General features: G+C 51.1%; 16 protein-coding genes and 1 pseudogene. 9 read left to right on the forward strand and 8 right to left on the reverse strand.

What is annotated here, in order from left to right:
• Positions 1-118: 118 nt before the first annotated feature.
• Complete coding sequence (locus AC6HVW_RS05230) at positions 119-1,264, reverse strand: porin (protein ID WP_368438200.1); 1,146 nt, start codon at positions 1,262-1,264, stop codon at positions 119-121.
• 491 nt (positions 1,265-1,755) lie between these two features.
• Between AC6HVW_RS05230 and hemA the strand changes: the two genes are divergently transcribed.
• Genes hemA through kdsA form a run of 6 tightly spaced genes read left to right on the forward strand, consistent with a single transcriptional unit; the run spans position 1,756 to position 7,085 of the window.
• Positions 1,756-3,018: a glutamyl-tRNA reductase gene (hemA, locus tag AC6HVW_RS05235; RefSeq protein ID WP_021806698.1), complete on the forward strand. Its 1,263-nt coding sequence runs from the start codon at positions 1,756-1,758 to the stop codon at positions 3,016-3,018.
• 32 nt (positions 3,019-3,050) lie between these two features.
• On the forward strand, positions 3,051-4,136 hold the full coding sequence (prfA, locus tag AC6HVW_RS05240; RefSeq protein WP_021181103.1) for a peptide chain release factor 1: 1,086 nt from the start codon (positions 3,051-3,053) through the stop codon (positions 4,134-4,136).
• Entirely contained in the window at positions 4,136-4,969 is an 834-nt protein-coding gene (gene prmC / locus AC6HVW_RS05245) for a peptide chain release factor N(5)-glutamine methyltransferase (RefSeq protein WP_071683329.1), read from the forward strand. Before prfA ends, prmC begins: the two co-directional genes overlap by 1 nt.
• A gap of 18 nt (positions 4,970-4,987) precedes the next feature.
• Positions 4,988-5,386: a SirB2 family protein gene (locus tag AC6HVW_RS05250; RefSeq protein ID WP_497569287.1), complete on the forward strand. Its 399-nt coding sequence runs from the start codon at positions 4,988-4,990 to the stop codon at positions 5,384-5,386.
• The gene (sirB1, locus tag AC6HVW_RS05255) at positions 5,383-6,192 is read left to right on the forward strand and encodes an invasion regulator SirB1 (RefSeq protein ID WP_166732726.1); all 810 of its coding nucleotides are present in this window, start codon (positions 5,383-5,385) and stop codon (positions 6,190-6,192) included. The genes AC6HVW_RS05250 and sirB1 overlap by 4 nt, the downstream gene beginning before the upstream one ends.
• 38 nt (positions 6,193-6,230) lie before the next feature.
• A complete protein-coding gene (kdsA, locus tag AC6HVW_RS05260) occupies positions 6,231-7,085 on the forward strand; it encodes a 3-deoxy-8-phosphooctulonate synthase (RefSeq protein ID WP_021181107.1) in 855 nt (284 codons plus the stop codon).
• A gap of 86 nt (positions 7,086-7,171) precedes the next feature.
• On the opposite strand, the gene dauA is transcribed toward kdsA, so the two are convergent.
• Both dauA and AC6HVW_RS05270 read right to left on the reverse strand, forming a co-directional pair.
• The gene (gene dauA / locus AC6HVW_RS05265) at positions 7,172-8,863 is read right to left on the reverse strand and encodes a C4-dicarboxylic acid transporter DauA (RefSeq protein ID WP_071683330.1); all 1,692 of its coding nucleotides are present in this window, start codon (positions 8,861-8,863) and stop codon (positions 7,172-7,174) included.
• Between the two features lie 228 nt (positions 8,864-9,091).
• Positions 9,092-9,577 carry a heme-degrading domain-containing protein gene (locus AC6HVW_RS05270; RefSeq protein ID WP_497569288.1) on the reverse strand — a complete coding sequence of 162 codons (486 nt, stop codon included), beginning with the start codon at positions 9,575-9,577 and terminating at the stop codon, positions 9,092-9,094.
• A 196-nt stretch (positions 9,578-9,773) separates the two neighbouring features.
• Between AC6HVW_RS05270 and AC6HVW_RS05275 the strand changes: the two genes are divergently transcribed.
• Positions 9,774-10,889 (forward strand): GGDEF domain-containing protein, encoded by a 1,116-nt coding sequence (locus AC6HVW_RS05275; protein ID WP_071683332.1) that lies wholly within the window; start codon positions 9,774-9,776, stop codon positions 10,887-10,889.
• 37 nt (positions 10,890-10,926) lie between these two features.
• Here the strand turns inward: AC6HVW_RS05275 and AC6HVW_RS05280 are convergent, their stop codons facing one another.
• The 4 genes from AC6HVW_RS05280 to AC6HVW_RS05295 all read right to left on the reverse strand — a co-directional run bounded on the left by AC6HVW_RS05280 (position 10,927) and on the right by AC6HVW_RS05295 (position 15,029).
• Positions 10,927-11,307, reverse strand: coding sequence for a DUF1622 domain-containing protein (locus tag AC6HVW_RS05280; RefSeq protein ID WP_059201012.1), 381 nt, complete (start codon positions 11,305-11,307; stop codon positions 10,927-10,929).
• 101 nt (positions 11,308-11,408) lie between these two features.
• Positions 11,409-11,618, reverse strand: coding sequence for a hypothetical protein (locus tag AC6HVW_RS05285; protein WP_071683333.1), 210 nt, complete (start codon positions 11,616-11,618; stop codon positions 11,409-11,411).
• A gap of 960 nt (positions 11,619-12,578) precedes the next feature.
• On the reverse strand, positions 12,579-13,703 hold the full coding sequence (locus AC6HVW_RS05290) for a prenyltransferase/squalene oxidase repeat-containing protein (RefSeq protein WP_071683334.1): 1,125 nt from the start codon (positions 13,701-13,703) through the stop codon (positions 12,579-12,581).
• Positions 13,704-13,721: 18 nt separating this feature from the next.
• Positions 13,722-15,029: an MFS transporter gene (locus AC6HVW_RS05295; protein WP_071683335.1), complete on the reverse strand. Its 1,308-nt coding sequence runs from the start codon at positions 15,027-15,029 to the stop codon at positions 13,722-13,724.
• A gap of 346 nt (positions 15,030-15,375) precedes the next feature.
• Between AC6HVW_RS05295 and AC6HVW_RS05300 the strand changes: the two genes are divergently transcribed.
• A complete protein-coding gene (locus AC6HVW_RS05300) occupies positions 15,376-17,181 on the forward strand; it encodes a glycoside hydrolase family 2 protein (protein ID WP_186486280.1) in 1,806 nt (601 codons plus the stop codon).
• Here the strand turns inward: AC6HVW_RS05300 and AC6HVW_RS05305 are convergent.
• Positions 17,178-18,674: a hypothetical protein gene (locus AC6HVW_RS05305; RefSeq protein ID WP_137751159.1), complete on the reverse strand. Its 1,497-nt coding sequence runs from the start codon at positions 18,672-18,674 to the stop codon at positions 17,178-17,180. The genes AC6HVW_RS05300 and AC6HVW_RS05305 overlap by 4 nt on opposite strands.
• 528 nt (positions 18,675-19,202) lie before the next feature.
• Here AC6HVW_RS05305 and AC6HVW_RS05310 point away from each other — a divergent pair.
• Positions 19,203-19,613, forward strand: a pseudogene (locus AC6HVW_RS05310) (GNAT family N-acetyltransferase); the annotation flags it as partial.
• Positions 19,614-20,075: the final 462 nt, after the last annotated feature.

The following is a 20,075-nucleotide window of genomic DNA, read 5'->3' on the forward strand; positions in this document are numbered from 1 at the left end:
GAGGATTGTAAACGATGGCGGAACTTTTTGGGTTGGAAATCTGTGGGCGCAGCATGTCATGCCCTTTCAGAGCGAGTCTATCCTCTAAGCGCGCCGTATAATGGCGCGCTTTGGTGGTTCAGAAATCGTAACGCAAACGAACTACCGTCATATCGCCCAGATTATCGGTGCTGGACGTCAGCACGTGTTCGACGTCGGCGCGGAAACCGTAGTCAAACTGGAAGGAGATACCCAAGCCATTATCAATACGCTGGTAATCGCGGCCAGTGGTGTACTGCAGGCGGTCGCCCATAAAGTAAGGCATGATGGATTTCACCGAGTATTCGCCTACCGGGAAGCTATAACCGGCGAAATATTCAATCCCCCAGGCATCCCCTGCGAAGTAGTTGTTAACATCCTTCTTCTTGGTAGTCAGGTAGTTGTCATACCAGCCGCCGCCGAAGCTGAGTGTCCAGTTATCCGGTTTCCAGCTCAATGCGGTACCGATGATGTTCTGATTGTAGTCTTTGTTGTCGTTATTATTGGGGTTACGCATCTCGGCACTGGTGTAGTTCCAGGCGGTGCCCCAGGTGAGGTCTTTGGTCAGGTGATAATCCACACCGAGTGAACCGCCGCCCTTGCGCTTGTAGCGCAGGCCGTTACCAGGCAGGTATTCGTCGTCGTTGAACAGGTAAGCGGCATAAAGGTCAGCGTCGCCAAAGGTATTTTTATATTTCAGCATGCTGCGTGAACGATAGGAACCGTCATAATCGCCGTTAATGCCGTTGCCCGGCGCCTGGGCAAGCATGTCGTAATCCCAGATGTCGGTTTTGGCCCCGACCACGTCGTAATAAACGCTGTTTTGCTTACCGTAAGTCAATTGGCCCCAGGTTTTGCTTTTCAAACCGGTATACAGCATGCGCCTTGAGGTGTTGTTGGCACCCTCTGCGTAGTGATTGTCCCAACTGAACAACGCCGGGATGTTGACGCCTAACTCGTAATAGTTGATCCAACTGATGTCGTCGAACAGATAGTAATCGGTGGCGAAGCGAAAACGTGTGCCGCCGTCAAAACCGTTGCGTTTATAAGAGCCTTTATCGCCATCGCCAGTCATCATATTGAACTGTGGACGAATACTACCGCCAACGGTGAAAGTAAGGCGGCTAAGGGGATCGCCCGCTTGCGGATCCTGCTTTAATAAGGTGATTTCACCTTGTGCGGCAAATGCGCTGCAACCCGCTATCAGCCCTGCGGTAACCGCCTGGCTTAATCTACGTAATTTCATTGAACGTCCCTTCTTACGTGCTGCTCAAGATACGAAAACCCATCCATCGGCCAACACAGCCTGGGGCTTTCTGGTTTGCTCACTTTCCGGTAACAGAAAGTGAAATTCTGAAACGATTTCCATGAAAATAGTTTGTCAGCTAACCATTTTGCGGGATTATGGGAACATGCCGAAAAAATTGCAATTAAAACAACGGAAACCGTAACTTATTGCGATTATCAGTAATGTGTAATGTTAAGCCGTGGGAATACGAAGGATGTCGCCAGGCAGGCTGAAAGGGGCGTTTGCAAGGGTTAGCGCTGCATTTCAGCGTTTTTCCTCTTCGGTTTCTGATGGGTTTGAAACATACCGAGTTTTGTCGTGCTGACTGATTTGTCCCGGCAATACCAGCGATTGGCCGGAAGATGCGGTTGTCACTTTAATTGATGTCGCGCATCAAGTAGAATGCCGGACAACGAGAACCCGTACCAAGAGAAGTATTACTCGAAGCAATGACCCTTCTGGCGTTAGGTATTAATCATAAAACCGCTCCGGTTTCTCTGCGAGAACGGGTGACCTTCTCCCCAGAGTCGATCGACAAGGCGCTGAATAGCTTGCTGCAACAGCCATTGGTGCAGGGCGGCGTTGTGCTGTCTACCTGTAACCGCACCGAGCTGTACCTCAGCGTAGAGCAGCAGGATCATCTGCATGAACAGCTGGTAGCTTGGTTATGTGATTATCACCATCTACGTGCGGAAGACGTGCGCAAGAGCCTGTATTGGCATCACGGCGACGAGGCCGTCAGCCACCTGATGCGCGTTGCCAGCGGGTTAGACTCTTTGGTACTGGGTGAACCCCAGATCCTCGGGCAGGTAAAGAAAGCCTTTGCCGAATCCCAGCGTGGCCAGTCACTTTCCGGTGAGCTGGAGCGCCTGTTCCAGAAATCCTTCTCCGTTGCCAAGCGTGTACGCACTGAAACCGAAATCGGTGCCAGCGCGGTATCCGTTGCCTTCGCCGCCTGTGCGCTGGCGCGTCAAATCTTCGAATCTCTTGCCGAACTGAATGTGCTGTTGGTCGGCGCGGGGGAAACGATCGAGCTGGTTGCCCGCCATCTGCGTGAGCATAAAGTGCAGCATATGATCATCGCTAACCGCACCCGTGAACGCGCCCAGGTATTGGCGCAAGAGGTGGGGGCAGAGGTGATCTCATTGCCGGAGATTGACGCACGCCTGGCAGATGCCGATATCATTATCAGCTCCACCGCCAGCCCGTTGCCCATCATCGGCAAGGGCATGGTCGAGCGGGCCCTGAAGGCTCGCCGCAACCAGCCGATGTTGCTGGTGGATATTGCCGTTCCGCGCGATATCGAGCCGGAAGTAGGTAAACTGGCGAACGCCTATCTCTACACCGTGGACGACCTGCAGGCCATTATTCAGAGCAATATGGCGCAACGGCAGGCGGCGGCCGTACAGGCCGAGACCATCGTGCAGCAGGAAAGCAGCAATTTCATGACCTGGCTGCGCTCACAGGGCGCGACAGATACCATCAGAGACTACCGTTCCCAGGCCGATCAAATCCGTGCGGAAATGGAGTCAAAAGCGCTGGCAGCGATTGCTCAAGGCGCTAACGTGGAGCAGGTGATCCATGAGCTGGCCCACAGATTAACCAATCGTCTTATTCATGCCCCTACCAAATCCCTCCAGCAGGCCGCCGGTGACGGCGACATGGAGCGGTTGCATATTTTACGCGACAGCCTCGGGCTGGATCAGCATTAGTTCTCTTTTATTAACAGGGTTTAAAACCACGCATGAAGCCTTCTATTGTTGCCAAACTGGAAGCGTTACAAGAGCGCCATGAAGAAGTTCAGGCGCTGCTCGGCGATGCCAGTGTCATTGCCGATCAGGATCGGTTCCGTGGCCTGTCGCGCGAATATGCGCAGTTGACCGACGTCAGCCGTTGTTTTCTGGAATGGCGTCAGGTGCAGGACGATCTCGCCACGGCAGAAATGATGCTGGACGATCCAGAAATGCGTGAAATGGCGCAGGAAGAGCTGAAACAGGCCAAAGCGGCGACGGAAGAGCTGGAACAACAGCTGCAGGTATTACTGCTGCCGAAGGATCCGGACGATGAGCGCGACTGCTTCCTCGAAGTGCGCGCCGGAACCGGTGGCGACGAAGCGGCTATCTTTGCTGGCGATCTGTTCCGTATGTATAGCCGTTACGCTGAAACTCGCCGCTGGCGGGTCGAGATCATGAGCGAAAACGTGGGGGAGCACGGCGGTTACAAAGAGGTGATTGCCAAAGTGTCTGGTGACGGCGTTTACGGTCAACTGAAGTTTGAATCTGGCGGTCACCGCGTTCAGCGCGTGCCGGAAACCGAATCTCAGGGTCGTATCCATACCTCTGCTTGCACGGTGGCGGTGATGCCAGCGGTGCCAGAGGCGGAGCTGCCAGAAATCAATGCGGGCGATCTGAAAATCGATACCTTCCGTTCTTCCGGGGCCGGTGGTCAGCACGTTAACACCACCGATTCGGCGATCCGTATTACCCACTTGCCGACCGGCATTGTGGTTGAATGCCAGGACGAACGTTCACAGCACAAGAACAAAGCCAAGGCGATGTCGGTGCTTGGGGCACGTATCCGCGCGGCAGAGATGGCGAAACGCCAGTTGGCAGAGGCTTCCACCCGCCGCAACCTGCTGGGCACCGGCGACCGTTCCGATCGTAACCGTACCTATAACTTCCCGCAGGGGCGTGTGACCGACCACCGTATCAACCTGACGCTGTATCGTCTGGATGAGGTGATGGAAGGCAAGCTGGATATGCTAATCCAGCCGATCGTGCAGGAATACCAGGCCGATCAGTTGGCCGCACTCTCTGCCGAGCCTGAGTAATGGATTATCAAACCTGGCTGAAAACCGCGACCTTACGCCTGATGCACAGTGATAGCGCCAAACGTGATGCGGAGATCCTGTTGGGTTTCGTGACCGGTCGGGCCAGAACATACCTGTTGGCATTTGGCGAAACTCCGCTGACGGCGGAGCAGGCTGAGCAGTTAACGGTGCTGCTGGCTCGCCGTGAACGCGGGGAACCGGTGGCGTATCTGGTTGGCGAGCGTGAGTTCTGGTCGCTTCCGCTCTCGGTTTCGCCCGCTACGCTAATCCCGCGTCCGGATACCGAATGTTTGGTGGAGTTGGCCCTGGAGCGTCTGCCCGCAACGCCGTGTGCCATTCTGGATCTTGGCACTGGCACCGGCGCGATGGCTCTCGCGTTAGCCAGCGAACGGCCAGACTGCCAGCTTACCGGCATCGATCTGCAACCTGAAGCCGTGGCGCTGGCGCAGCATAACGCGCAAAAACTGGCGATTAACAATGCGCGCTTTTTGCAAGGGAGCTGGTTTACGCCGGTCGCCGGGCAAAAGTTTGCGCTGATCGCCAGCAATCCTCCCTATATTGATGAAGCCGATCCTCACCTTGCGCAGGGCGATGTCCGTTTTGAACCTGGCAGTGCCTTGGTGGCTGCCGACCAGGGTCTGGCCGATCTGGCGGCGATCGTGCAGCAGGCCGCAGATTATTTAGAGCCACAGGGGTGGCTGTTGCTTGAGCACGGTTGGCAACAGGGTGAAAATGTACGTACGCTGTTGAATGCTGAGGGATTTATCGCGGTGGCAACGCATCGCGACTATGGCGGCAACGATCGCGTGACTCTGGGCCAAAAACCACTATAAGAAACCAAGGAAACCACTATGGCCGCTTACATGGCGCTAAAACATCTGCATTTATTAACGGTAGCCATCAGCATTACGTTGTTTGTATTGCGTTTCTTCTGGAAGTGGCGTGCATCGCCGATGAGCAACAAGCGCTGGGTAAAGATCACGCCGCATATCAATGATTCGGTGCTGTTTGCCACCGGTATTGCCTTGGTGGTGATGTTCAAACTTTATCCACTGCTTGGCATGGACTCGTGGCTGACCGAGAAGTTGTTTGGCGTTATTATCTATATCCTGTTGGGTTATGTCGCATTGGGCAAGAAGACGCAAAGCTGGAATATCCGCACCTTGGCATTCGTTCTGGCACTGGGTTGTCTGTATCTGATCGTTAAACTTGCCACGACCAAAATACCGTTCTTGATGGGATACCTATGAGCAGCATTGCCGATTTTGAATTTAACACTTCCTCACTGAGTGAGGGGGTGATCCTGGTATCAAAGATCATCCGGCGGGACTTTCCGGTAGTGGAAGTTGAGCGCAAGTTACAGCAGTTGAGTGAGGAAGCGCGCGCAATCATCCCGGACGATCTCGACCAGGATCAGCAGTTGGAAGCGCTTATCGAACTATTCTTTAAAACCTGGGGATTCGGCGGTGCCAGCGGTGTTTATCGGCTTTCTGACGCCATCTGGCTGGATAAGGTGTTGGAAGCCCGCCAAGGTACGCCAGTCTCTCTGGGAACCATTTTCCTGCATATTGCCCACCAGTTGGATCTGCCGCTGATGCCGGTGATTTTCCCCACTCAGTTGATCATGCGTGCTGACTGGCTGGATGAGGAGATGTGGCTGGTCAACCCCCTGAACGGGGAAACGCTTAACGAACATCAGTTGCAGGTTTGGCTCAAGGGCAATCTGGGCCTGGGTGCTGAACTGGAAGATGACGATCTGGACGAATCGGAAAACATTCTGGTGGTGCGTAAGATGCTCGATACGCTGAAAGCCGCGCTGATGGATGAAAAGCAGATGGAAATTGCGTTGCGAGCCAGCGAGGCGGTGCTGAGTTTTGACCCGGACGACCCTTACGAGATCCGCGACCGTGGTTTGATTTATGCCCAACTGGAATGCAACCATATCGCCATTTCCGATCTCAACTATTTTGTCGAGCAGTGTCCTGAAGACCCGGTGAGTGAAGTGATAAAAATTCAAATCCACTCCATCGAGCTCAAGCAGGTCACGCTGCATTAATTCACTGATTCCGATCTATTAATCAATAAGGTGCAAGCATGGAACAGAAAGTAGTCAGCATTGGCGACATCAAGGTAGCGAACGATCTGCCGTTTGTACTGTTCGGCGGTATGAACGTACTGGAATCACGCGATTTGGCGATGCGCATCTGCGAACACTACGTCACCGTGACGCAAAAACTGGGCATCCCTTACGTTTTCAAAGCCTCTTTTGATAAAGCCAACCGTTCATCTATCCATTCTTACCGTGGCCCAGGCCTGGAAGAAGGGATGAAGATTTTCCAGGAAATCAAAAGCACCTTCGGCGTGAAAATTATCACCGATGTGCACGAAGCCGCACAGGCGCAGCCAGTTTCTGAAGTGGTTGATGTGATCCAGTTGCCCGCCTTCCTGGCACGCCAGACCGACCTGGTTGAAGCCATGGCGAAAACCGGCGCGGTGATCAACGTCAAGAAACCGCAGTTCGTCAGCCCGGGCCAGATGGGTAATATCGTCGATAAATTCAAAGAAGGCGGCAACGATCAGGTTATTCTGTGCGATCGCGGCAGCAACTTTGGTTATGACAACCTGGTGGTCGACATGTTGGGTATCAACGTGATGAAGAACGTGACCGGTGGCCATCCGGTGATCTTCGACGTGACCCACGCCCTGCAAACCCGCGATCCGTTTGGTGCGGCCTCAGGCGGCCGCCGTGCGCAGGTTGCCGAGCTGGCTCGTGCCGGTATGGCGGTAGGTTTGGCTGGCCTGTTTATCGAGGCGCACCCAGATCCAAGCAATGCCAAATGCGATGGTCCTTCGGCGTTGCCGTTGGATAAGCTGGAACCGTTCCTGGTACAGATGAAAGCCATCGACGATCTGGTGAAAAGCTTTGCTGAGCTGGATACCAGCAACTAACGACTGCTGACAAATCCCTCAGTGGGGGCGCGCATGCTGCGCCCGCCAATCTGAAGGCCCGACATTAAGCTGTCGGGCCTTTTGCTTTATTGGGCGTTCAGCGCGGTGAGCGCTTCTGGCAGGGTGGGGTAGAAATGCAGCTTGCCATCGATTGGCTTCATGCGAGCACGAGCCAGGGTTTTTAGCGGCTGGAATGGAATATCGGTGATCACCAGCTGTTTTTCGGCGGCCAGGGCGTCGATATAACGTTGCAACGCGTTGAGCCCCCCGGCATCCAGCACCGGCACGGCATCCCATTGCAGTACGATGGTGTGATAGTTTTCACCGCGTACCAGCAGATCGTTGAACACGCGTTCGGCAGCGGCGAAGAACAGCGGACCGTTGACGCGCAGTACCAGCCGGCCATCTTCGGCGCTCAACTCGCTTAGGCGGGTCATGCGTGCGATTCGGCGCATAAACAGCAGTGAGGCCAGTACGATGCCAACGGTAATGGCAATCACCATATCAAACAGTACCGTTAGCGACATACACAGCAGCATCACCAAAATGTCGTCTTTCGGTGCCCGGCGCAGCAGATAAACCACTTTATGCGCCTCGCTCATGTTCCAGGCGACCAATAGCAACAGCGAAGCCATCGCCGCCAGCGGTAAGTAGGACAGCCACGGTGCCAGCATCAGCAAGGACAACAGCACCATTAACGAGTGGATGATTGCCGAAACCGGTGAGGTTGCCCCTGCTCGCACGTTGGCTGCCGAGCGGGCAATGGCGGCCGTCGCGGTGATCCCCCCGAAGAACGGGGCGATGATGTTACCCGCGCCCTGGCCAATCAGTTCGGCGTTGGAGTGGTGCTTTTTGCCCGTCATGCCATCCAACACTACCGCGCACAGCAGCGATTCGATCGCCCCAAGCATCGCCATGGAAAAGGCTGCCGGTAATAGAGCGGAAAGCAGCTGCCAGCTTAGTTCCGTCGGTTTACCATCGCCAGCAGGCAGATGCCAGGGCAATAACCACTGCGGCAGGATCGGCGGGATACCTTGGCCTTGGCTGCCGTCGGCCAATTCGAAACTGAAACGAGAGCCAATGGTCGCAACCTGATGATCGAACTGAGCCAGGATAGCCATCACCGCGGTGCCAGCCAACAAGGCGGGCAGGTGGCCGGGAATACGCAGCCCCAGCTTTGGCCAGAGCAGCAGGACTACCAGAGTGACCACGCCAATCAGCGTATCGCCATAGTCCAAGGTGGGTAAAGCATGCAACAGCGCATTCACCTTACCTATGTAGTTTTCCGGTACTTCCGCCAGCTGTAAGCCAAAGAAATCCTTCACCTGCATGGTGGCGATGGTAATGGCAATCCCGGAGGTAAACCCAAGCGTGACCGAAAGCGGAATGTACTCGATCAGGCGGCCAAGCCGCGCTAACCCCATAATCAGCAGGAATACGCCGGACAGCATGGTGGCAATCAATAAGCCAGAGAGCCCAAACTGCTGTGAAACGGGGAACAGGATCACCACAAACGCCGCGGTGGGGCCGGAAACGCTGTAGCGCGAACCGCCGCTGACGGCGATCACGATGCCAGCAATGGCGGCGGTATACAGCCCATATTGTGGGGGAACACCGCTGGCAATGGCTAGCGCCATCGCCAGCGGTATGGCAATAATGCCGACGGTAACCCCGGCAATGGCATCTTTCAGCAGACGTTGAAGGGAATAGGGCTCGCGCCAGCAGGCATCTATCAGGGCGCTGAAAGGGCGAATACCGTTGATTTCGTGCGTTTTCATCAAAGTTGCAAACCAAGTCTATAAAAGAGAACGGAATGGCGGGCCATGGAGGTCCGTCTCGGAATAGCTGGTAGATACCATACCCCTTTCTGCCCGCCGATACCTAGATTTGTATCAAAGCATCTGGATTGTGATTAATTTATATTTGTTCAGCGGACTATGTGCGCCAAGCGCCAGCCTGTGCAGATCGTCCGCTGCGGATGGGGGGAAAAGCGCAGCTTTTATCGCTTAGTGTACTGCGGGTAAGGATAAGCCGAGAAACAGAGCAAGAGTGCTGACCAGCAGATGATGGTCTTCGAGCTGCGGAGAGCCAGAAAGCGAGATGGAACCGACGCAACCCACATTGAGCAGGTTGATGGGGTATGCGCCGCCGTGGGCAGCATAGTCACGTACGCTGAGGCCATATCTTTCCTCCAGCGTAACTTGCCGCTGTTGCAGGCGTAAGCCCACGGCATAAGAGCTTTTATGGAAATGGTTGACCACGTTGCGCTTGCGCCTCACCCAGTCGGCAATGTCTGGCGTTGTCCCTGGCATGGCGTAATAAAACAGCGTTTGTCCGCTTAGCTGAATTTCGATAGCGATGGGTAATTGGCGCTGTTCTGCGGCATTTTTTAGCGCTACACCCAGCTCCCACGCGGTGGCATGGTCGAAATGGTGGAAGGTAAGGTCCGTTTCTTGTGTCGCCAGCGCTTGCAATTCATCATCGATATTCATCAGATTTTCCCCGTGGTGTATTGGATAACAGACTATCCTGAACTGAGGATAGGACATAGATTGCCTGGCACTAACATATACCCGCCTAGCCATTATCATTTTGAGTATCGTAGGGGCGCTGCATGCTGCGACCGTCTGGATAATCATTAGTAAGACTAAAACCACATTGCCGCATCCTGGAGTATGCCGAATAGTTATGACATATATTGCGTCGATCTCGTCTTTTTACAGTGACGCGTGCATCACCTATGCCACGCTGTCGGTAGCCTACTTTGCGCTTAGCAAAAACGCTCCTTTTTCCTACCAGTCCGCCGTGTGGAAACGGGTGTTATTTGGTGTACTGGCGGGGTTGGCGGTGCTGTATCTGAATCAGTCTCGGCTGTTGCTCGCAGGTAACATTTATTACAGCTTTGCCATGATCCCGATGATTCTGGTGCTATTTTTCGGTGGCGCAGTCAGTGGGGTAGTGTGCTATCTGGTGAACTTTGGCTTTAACGGCGGCTTTACGCTGGATAATCTGTTTATCGGTTCGATCATCTTGCCGTTGCTGCTATCGGGGGTCTGGCGGAAAAAATCGAACCGGGTGTTTTACCTTACCATCGGTATCATTGCGCTCTACCGCATTGCCGTGGTCGGCTTGTTCGTCAACTTCCGTGAACTGTGGCTGGATATTCTGTTGTATCAGGCAGCATCGGCGCTTTGCCTGGCGATTTGCTACCACGCCCTGAGCTTTAAAGAGCGCCATATTAACGCCTTTTTCTCGATGCGCAACAAGGCGACGACCGACAGCCTGACCCACATCAATAACCGCGCCAGCGTGGACTACAAAATGATGCTGCAGCATGCCCAACGGGAGTCTTGCGGCCTGATGCTGCTGGATATAGATAATTTCAAACAGGTGAATGACACCCATGGTCATTTGGCCGGTGACGGCGTATTGGCCAGCGTGGGGGCCATTTTGCAAGATTGCGTTCGCGATGAAGACTTTGTCGGGCGCTACGGCGGCGAGGAGTTTATGGTCATCACATCCAGCTATGAACCGCAGCATATTGCGGCCGTGGCGGAACGCATTCGCAGCCGGGTGGAAGAATTTGATTTTATTACCGAGAGTGGGGAGGCGATCCGGTTGACCATCTCCATTGGCACCTCGCTCTATCTGGCCGGTATGTCGGTGGAGAAAGCGATAGAGATGACGGATGAAGCGCTGTATGACGCTAAGCACGAGGGTAAAAACCGCGTGGTAAGCAGCCGTTTGATGTCGCTATCACAACTGGGAGAGAGGGTTAGTCCTATGGCGGCTAAGAAGTCTTAGCCTGCCCTGGGAACAAACAATGCTTTCGTTGACGCCGTTACTTTTTCCCCTCCAGCGTTGTTGCGTCGGTTTTGCCTACGACAGCAACATTGTTTTCGGCATAATCTAACTCTTTAGATAAAAAGTAATTAAGAAATGTACGTATCACGGCAATGATTGCCAGTTTAATCAACTCTTCCATGCTAGGGTTGATTGTCGTTGCCAAGATATCAGCCGCTAATTGAAACTCTAACGCCAAAGCAAGCCAGGTTCCAAAGCGCGCCCTGATCAAATAGAGTATGGACTGACTTTTAACTTTGGTTATTGTGGTATAAAGAGCCTTTACCAGCCCGATAAAAACGCAAATAACGGATAGAAACTCTAAAAAAACCTGTAGCATTAGAGAGAAATAGATAATTATTTCTTTGATACTTTCCAATTGGATAGCTCCGTTTCCCATGTTTATCAGCCTCTTACCAACAAACTGTGCTTAGTTAATGGCTTGGAATAGGGCGTTTTAGCTCAGGCCCGTAAAGCATTTTACTTTTCGCTACGCTTGTTGTTTAAGTGGAGTGAAAAACACCTGTTGAAATAAGCTTTGACGTGATCTTCCATCGCGTGAACTTTCTCGTCAATGCGCTGGCAAAGGAACTCATCGCTATTCATTGCCTGGACTCGTTGTAACGCTATTAAGTCAATTTCTTTTTTTTGTTCTTCAGTCAATTCGTTGTTGGTGTGCTGATTAGTCATGATGATACCTGTATCCTGAGTAAAGTAACTAAATTATAGCGCTATCAGTATTGTAGCAAATACTTTCTAACTTTTGTTTAAACGGGGTGTGACGATAAATCGTTGTTACGCTGACAGCTATCTTGAAACCGCGCTCCTCACCCGAAGCGGTGTCCTGTAACTATTTTTTTAGAATTTAGAGATGGTTAGCCGACGTTTGTGATGAATGGCCCGGCAGTCAGTTGCCCTATAATTTACGACTGATAAGCCATGAGGGGGTGACGGGGAAAGACTTTGCTTTCCCAAGCGTTAGTGCCAAATACATTACGCTCTCACAAACGGCAAGCAGTGTAGAGAAAAGAAGCGAGATGTGCTGGACGCCGCATGTGAATTTGTTCAGAACCAACCAGACCAAAGGTGGACTGCATATGGATACGCTGAATTTTATTATTACTCCTCAGACGTAGGAATTTAGGTTATATCCTATCCTTTTACAACCCCACACCTTGGAAGCGCGAAAATATAAAGCACGGGCTTCCGAGGTGGAAAAACCTGAACACTTGCCATCAAAAAACTCACCTTAAGAACCGCGAGAGCAGCAAACTCTAAACGTTGGCCACGGCGGGATAGCATAATACTAGGCTGTGTCCCTTAACTGTCCGTGGTGCCGTTGCAGATCCAAAAGCTCTCTCCCAAAAGTAGGGGGATATAACGAGCTACAACTTGATTACGGCACTTTTCCTATGCATCAACCCTGACACAGATCACCTCTGAACCTGAATACGGCACCGTATCAGCTCCCTGGAACCCTCCTCTCTGTATGGGGTTCATGCAATAAGAAAGCCTGAATGTGAGTCCAGGCTTTCTTATGTAATATGGCGGTGAGAGAGGGCTTGATTCGCAAGCTCACCAGTTCCAGTTGCTATGCCCTCCGTCAACAAGACATAATTCACCAGACTAATAATGTCTTGCCAAGTATCTTCAATGAGGTTTATGACCTATTTCCGGTTTGAAAAAACCAATGCCAATGGTTTTACGAAAACGCCATGACTGCCACCTCGGCCATAACACCTCGGATATCATGGCGATCGCTATCCAGCGGAACCAGGTGGCAAAGGTATTGCTATAACCTTGGGGTTCTTTATAACCCTTAACCCAACCATCATAACTGCGTTCACCGAGAAGTGTGTCAGGAAAACCGCCATCCGGGTTCTGGAAGTCCAGCAATTTTACCAACATGCCACGTAGCCAGAACTCGATCTCATCACGCCGATGCGGGCATCGGGCACTGCCGTGAGCCAGAATATCGATAATATCGACATCAATACAACCACTACGAATGGCCACGGGCTGTTCCAGGCAACGGCTAATCGACTGGTTGAAATAAGGAATGTTTTCATCCAGTGCGTAGAAAACATGAAGATTATGCGTTGCCCCGCAAAGCGCAAACAGGAGTGCCTCCTGGCTGAACTGTTGGCCAGCACCCCAAAAGCCGGAATAAGGCTCGCTCTGCTGATTATGCCAGAAGATCATATCCTGCAGGCGCTGACCGGCTGCGCCGCCAGGGTTTCTCTGCATTTCAAGCAACAGGAAACTGCCCAGGTTAACGATATTATTCCCCTCCAGCCACGGATCGCGCATATCACGCTGGCCTAACCATGCCCAGAAAAATTGTGGATTAAGGAACTGAGTTAAAAAAGGCAGTTCTATGCGATCTAATTGCTCTAAAACGTCTAATGCCCCCATACAATAGTTCGTCGCATGAAAGCGCATATATTCACGAGTTGCTTCAATATCGGGGCGCTTCCAAGTGTCTTCCCAACGTAATCCGGGTAACAGGAAATAACCGTCTTCCTGCTGGTGACTTAAAATCCAGTCTGCCAACTGCTCTTTCTCCTCAATATGGTCGCCCAACAAGGCTCGAGCCTGGGTCCCGTCATAAGTGCCGGAAAGCAACATCTGTGGCCACTGTTTCGGCTGATGGTATTCGCTGACGCGTAATACCCCAGGCATGTCATCAGACAACTGCATACTATTAAGCCAACGCAGGCTCTGGTTTTTAGCCGCTAGAATGCGCTCTTGCAACAGGCTATCGGTAAATTTCATATTATTTCCTTTTATTTGTTAAATTTTCGCCGCAGACATATTGGGTATCAAGATATGCATAATGAGAAAGCCAAGCAGATAGGCAAAGCCGCCCATCAGGAAAATAGACCAATAACTTCCTGTGGCCTGTAATATATGCCCCGTCGCTTGTGCAAAAATAATAGAGCCGATTGAACCAACTAAGCAGCCGATACCGACCACAGCACCTACGGCCTGTTTAGGGAACATATCCGATACGCTGGTATAGAGATTAACCGACCATCCCTGGTGAGCGGCAACCGCAATACCAATCAGCGCCACTGCCAGCCAAAGATTAGAGACGTTAGAAACCAACAGGATAGGTAAAACACATAGGGCGCATAGCAGCAGCGTTAACTTGCGTGCCTTATTGACCGCCACACCGTGATTCACCAGCCAGGCGGGAAGATAACCGCCCCCCAGCCCACCCAACGTTGCCAGAATATTGATTAACACCAACGGCATTGCCATGTGTGCCATGTCAATACCGCGAGCGTCATGCAGCCACTTTGGCAGCCAGAAGAGGAAAAACCAGAAGATCGGATCGGTGAGGAATTTGCACAGCGCAAAAGCCCAGGTCTGGCGATGTTTTAACAATCCTAACCAACTGACTTTTTGCGGCGTTTGCGCAGCCACTTCAGGGGTATCATCCTGATTTATCCAGGCTAACTCCGCTGGATTAACTTTGTTTGACTTACCCGGTTTACCGTATAAGAATAGCCAGAAAGCAATCCAGATAAAACCAACGGCACCCGTCACAACAAAGGCTTCACGCCATCCCCATTGCAGAGCGATCCAAGGGATAATAATCGGTGCGAAAATGTTGCCGACGTTAGAGCCTGAGTTAAAAATACCGGTAGCGAAAGCACGTTCACGTTTTGGGAACCATTCTGCAGCCACCTTCACCGCAGAAGGAAAGTTGGCGCTTTCCCCCAAACCTAGAAAGATGCGGGCGTAAATAAATCCCACTACCGTACTGGCAGCTCCATGGGCCATTGCTGCCAGACTCCAGATCGCCAGGGCAATCGGTAATACTAGGCGAGCCCCATACAGATCGACGATCCGGCCACAAATGAATAAGCCTACGGCATAGGCGGCCTGAAATGCGGTGACGATATTGCCGTATTCTATTTCGCTCCAGCCGATATCTTTTTGTAACATCGGGGCCAGCAGCCCCAAAATAGAACGATCAAGATTATTAATGGTGACTGAAAAGAACAGTAATGCGCACACGGTCCATCGGTAGCGGCTCATAGCCACCCCCGATTTTATCGCTTTTTCACTGAGTTCGCTTTGTAATTCACTCATCGTATTCCCCTCCGGTGTCCGATAGAAACAGCCTAAAATCACACCATTCCAGTGTATGGAGGTGGTTCAAAAACGTTGACTGGCACGAAATAGAATTGAGAGATCAAAAGGTATTCGATGGTTTTTTGTGAGCCACCACGCGGTTATTAGACGTTATTGTGACGCAGATCGCTTGAATAGAGATGATTGTGTGATGTGAGTCACTATTTTACTGCGTTGAACTTAGAGGTTTATCATAATTCTATTTTTTATAATGTTTTATTCGCTCGTTGACTCCCTGGACTCCGCAACCCTAAAGCCATAGCGATTATTCTGCAGCAATACTTTACTGCTGAAGGAAAGCACCATGCTGGAAAAATCCGATTTGGCTGAAAATGCCGTTGAATGCTTGCATAACGAACAATACGATCGCCCCTATAACCTGCAGAATCTAAATCATCACAACCTGCTGTTCTCTGGTGGCCGAGAACGGGAGTGTCTTGGAGGTGAGTGGCACTTTACCTTGGATTTGCACGATACCGGGTTGAGACAAAAATGGTTTTTGCTACAACAAAGCGATGTGGAAGCACGCCGAGATCCTTATGACTATGACCCATACGCCGGGGAAACCATTCCCGTCCCCAGTTGCTGGCAGATGATAAAAGACAAGTGGTTTTATTTTGAAGGTAGTGCCTGGTATACCCGTGAGATTGATTATGTGGTACGCGACGAGGATGAACGTGTTTTCTTGCGTATTGGTGCCGCCAACTACGACTGTAAGGTATTTCTCAATCATCGTTTTATTGGTAATCATTATGGCGGTTCAACACCTTTCTGCGCAGAATTAACCCCGGAACTGCAGCCGGATAATAATATTCTGATGTTATGTGTGAATAATAACCGCACAACTGACAGACTGCCGCTACGCAACAATGACTGGTTTAATTATGGCGGAGTTTATCGCGAAATCGATCTAATCCGCACTCCAGCATGTTATATCCGCGATTTTTTCGTCTATCTGGTACCTGATGGCAGTTACAACCGTATTACCGTCAAGATCGCTGTTGAAGGGCTGGCTACAGAAGTCAATTTCACCTTGGCAGAATTGGGTATCAACCAGACCCTGCCAGTAGTTGAGGGGGTTGCCGAAGCCACGTTCTCCGTGCACCCAACACTTTGGTCACCCGAACACCCCAAGCTCTATCAGGTTATGGCGTCACTGGGACGAGATTGGGTGAGCGATCGGGTTGGTTTTCGGCAGATAGAGGTGGTTGGCACCGATATTCGCCTGAACGGCCGCTCGCTTTACCTGCGTGGGGTTAACTGCCATGAAGACGACTTACAGATGGGGAAAATGACCAGTGAAGCAGATATTCGCCGCCGTTTTCGCGATGCCAAGGCGTTAAACTGTAACTACCTCCGCCTGGCTCATTATCCGCACCATGAAATGGCTGCACGTATTGCCGATGAGGTGGGGCTGTTGTTATGGGAAGAGATCCCGAACTATTGGGCTGTCGATTTTAGCAACCCAGCTACGCAGCGCGATGCGCATAACCAACTGATGGAGCTGATCATACGTGACCGCAATCGCGCCAGCGTGATTATCTGGTCGGTTGGTAATGAAAACGCTGATACGGATGAGCGGCTGCATTTTATGACAACACTGGTTAAGGCGGCGCGGCAAGCTGACCCCAGCCGTTTGATTTCAGCCGCCTGCCTGGTTAATCACGCCAAAATGAAGATTGAAGATCGCCTGGCGGACCATCTTGATATCATCGGATTGAATGAATACTACGGTTGGTATGAAGAGAACTTTGAGGATCTGATCGCCTTGGGGGAAAACTCATCGCCAAGTAAACCGGTGGTGATCACCGAAACCGGGGCAGAGGGGGTTCAGGGCGATCACGCGCCACAATCTGGTCCTTTCTCTGAACATTACATGGCGGAAGTCTACCGCAAACAAACTGCCTATCTGCCAAAGCTTGACTACGTGCGTGGTTTCACACCATGGCTACTGTATGACTACCGCTCGGAAAGACGGAAGAACCCTTACCAGCAGGGGCTTAATTGCAAAGGGTTGATCGCGGCCGATAAGCATACCCGCAAAGCTGCTTTTTACATCCTGCGGGATTTCTATCAACAGCTGAAGCAGACCGAATCGTTATCTGATTAGTCCTGAGACAGGCTATCCGCCAGGCTTCTTAGCCTGGCGGGATCGAACAGCATTGCCAGATAGTGGGGCTGCTGTTGCTCCTCTTTTTCCAGCCACTCATCAATGCGTAGCGCCAACTGCCGTAGCTGCGTGATCTGTTGCGCAAGATCGAATGAGGATATGTCACTACGGCTGCCATAACGTTCAAGCATCAACTTTAATGAAACCCCTTTCGCCACGACGTCAAACATGTTGGTATAGTAGGCGACTCGTTCCCAGACACGCTTGAAGAGGTCACTCTTCTCCTTTGAAATATCAATGCATTGTAACAACTGATGTAACTGGCTGCGGGAGCTTTGCGCCAGAAAACCTGCCCGCTGTTTCTCCAGCAGTAATTGCTGGTACTGTTCGCGACCAGCGTCAGGGCTGTCGGTGGGGAAAAGTGACGATGCACCAAGGTAGCCGTCCGAATGGCGGGCATGCAGTTGCAGCAGTTTAACGGCCTGTGCATAGGTTTCCGGTACTTGGCTGTAGTGATGCAGAACGTGGCCCAATATATAAGGGGTTTTCTTCATCCATTCATGGCTGCAGATATATAACTGATGGAACGCATTCAGTTCAGCCGCGTTCACTTTATGGTTCAGCATGTCGGTTAGCCAGCAGTGAAACGCCTGTTTTTCTGACAGGCACATTTCGCGGCCAAACATCGCCAACCCATGCAGGTTGACAGAATTGACCGAGTTAATCAGTGAGCTGTTAGAAATCCATTCCCAACTGAGCCTGCCGGTGATGGCTTCCAGGCGATCGCCTGCCGCATTCTCACTCCAACTGAGCCGCCCTTGAATTTCCTCTAACAGATAACAAGGCAGTAATGTCCAGCCATACTCCAAGCCCCACATGTCAAACTCGATCCACTTGATGCGGCCTGCCAACTGCGTGAGCAATGGGTTGTTGGCAAATCCAGGGCGATAACCGTTGGGTACCGCTTTTAATGATACCCGCACATCCTGCGGCAACACCTGCAAAGCATTAATCAATTGCCAGGGCGCGGCATCATCATCCATATAATCGCGCAGCACCATTTTCTTCCCCAGGCTGCGAAGTGTTTGATACAGGTAGGGCAACGTCGATGACCAGTTGGCACGATAAGCCTGATGTCGGGGTAGGTTAACTATCATCCCGTCGATACCGGGTAAATGCTGTAATGTTTCAACCAGTGCTTGCTGATAGAAATTTTTCCAGAACAGTTCATCCGCACTGCTGTTTTCTATCAAGGCATATTCGGGATACTTTTCCTGTAATTTCCCGCCCTGAGGAAAGGCTTCACCCTGCAACCAAACGCCGATACCGGAGAGATTGCAATAACGGGACAAACGCTGCAGATACAATAGGCGCTCTTGCCGTTCACGCAGCAGGTTCTCTCGGCCATGCAGGCAATAAAGAGAGGGCAATACCAGTAGGGCTAATAGTTCCTGCTGATGAACAACCAAGCCGTTAAAACGATCTCGCTTCATGATGGCAATCACTTCCTGCAAATGTGGCCAATGCCAAATTTGCGAGGAATTAACCTCCAGTAAGCGAAGTGGGATCAGAGTTTGCACGTTTATCAACGACCCAACGTCTAAAATAGTTCGATTTACAGATAGACAACAAGTTAACCGGTATAGGCGTTCTGCGCAAATTTCCCCGAAAAGTGCCACCTGATTTCTGTGGTATCCCGCACGCGTATCTTCCCGTTAGGAATGGTGTGGGATGACCTGCTGATACTCAATGGTAACGATGCCTTCTGCCAGAGTGTGTTTAGAACACAACATTGTTATGACGCAGGCGAACTTGACAATACCGCATCGGTGACATTCTCCAGTATTAACTTTTTAACTTCACACAATGTTCAAAAAGCGATTTATGTCAATTTTATGACATTAAATTACAAATAAAATCAAAAAGTGACACAAAGCTGGATGATAATTGGCAAATTGTGACACAGCCTATTCTGCTACTTGTCTCAATTACGTAAGCATGTTGTCTATAAAGGATTAAAAATGGAAATATCGGTTGTTCGTCACATATCGGATTTTGAAATAAAAGAACTTCAAGATTTGCTGAAAGTGTTTAATAGTCAGTTTACTGATACTAATGCATGGGGAACTCAAGTCGGTGTGTACTGCCATGATGAGGTCGGGGAGATGATAGGGGGAACAATCGCTACAAAGAAGGGGCAGTGGTTGTGTATCGATTACTTATGGACAAAAGAGGGCAATAGGCGCAAGGGGTTAGGGAAGACACTGATGAATTCGCTTGAAGAGGAAGGGAGAATCCTGGGATGTTCGTATGCCATGGTTGATACATTCAGTTTTCAGGCATTATCCTTTTACGAAAAATCAGGCTATACGCTTCAGTTTTCGTTAAGTGACTTTCCTCACTCGGGGGCGGCTAGGCATTTTTTGACAAAAAAATTAACTGTTAATGACTTCAGCCTAAAAGAAGTTGGAACAATGCTTCCTTCAGTAGGCACTATATCAATCCTCTAACACCTCTTTAACCCTGAGTGACTACGGTATGGTTTCCATCCTCAGTTGTAAGTTGAGGTTTATGATGATGCGCTGTCCTTTGTGCGATCACGCGGGTTGTGTATTCAATATGGTGAAGGGTATTACAATGCGTAGAGGGCTTGATTCGCAAACTCACCCTGCGGGTGGCCCGTCGGCCGTCCAAAATGTCTCTGCGCTGCGAGCCATTTTGTTGAACCCTGTCGAGGCTTCTCACCCCTCCCAGACTGGGGAATATGAAAAAAAAGTCTGAACGTTAGTTCAGACTCAGATTGCTGACTAACCCCACTTTTTCAGGTGGGGTTAGTCTTTTTTAGCGACCGCAGGTCGCGATCGCGATATTTTTCCATAACCCCATCATTTGAC

The organism is Serratia sp. NCCP-200 (genome assembly GCF_059697885.1).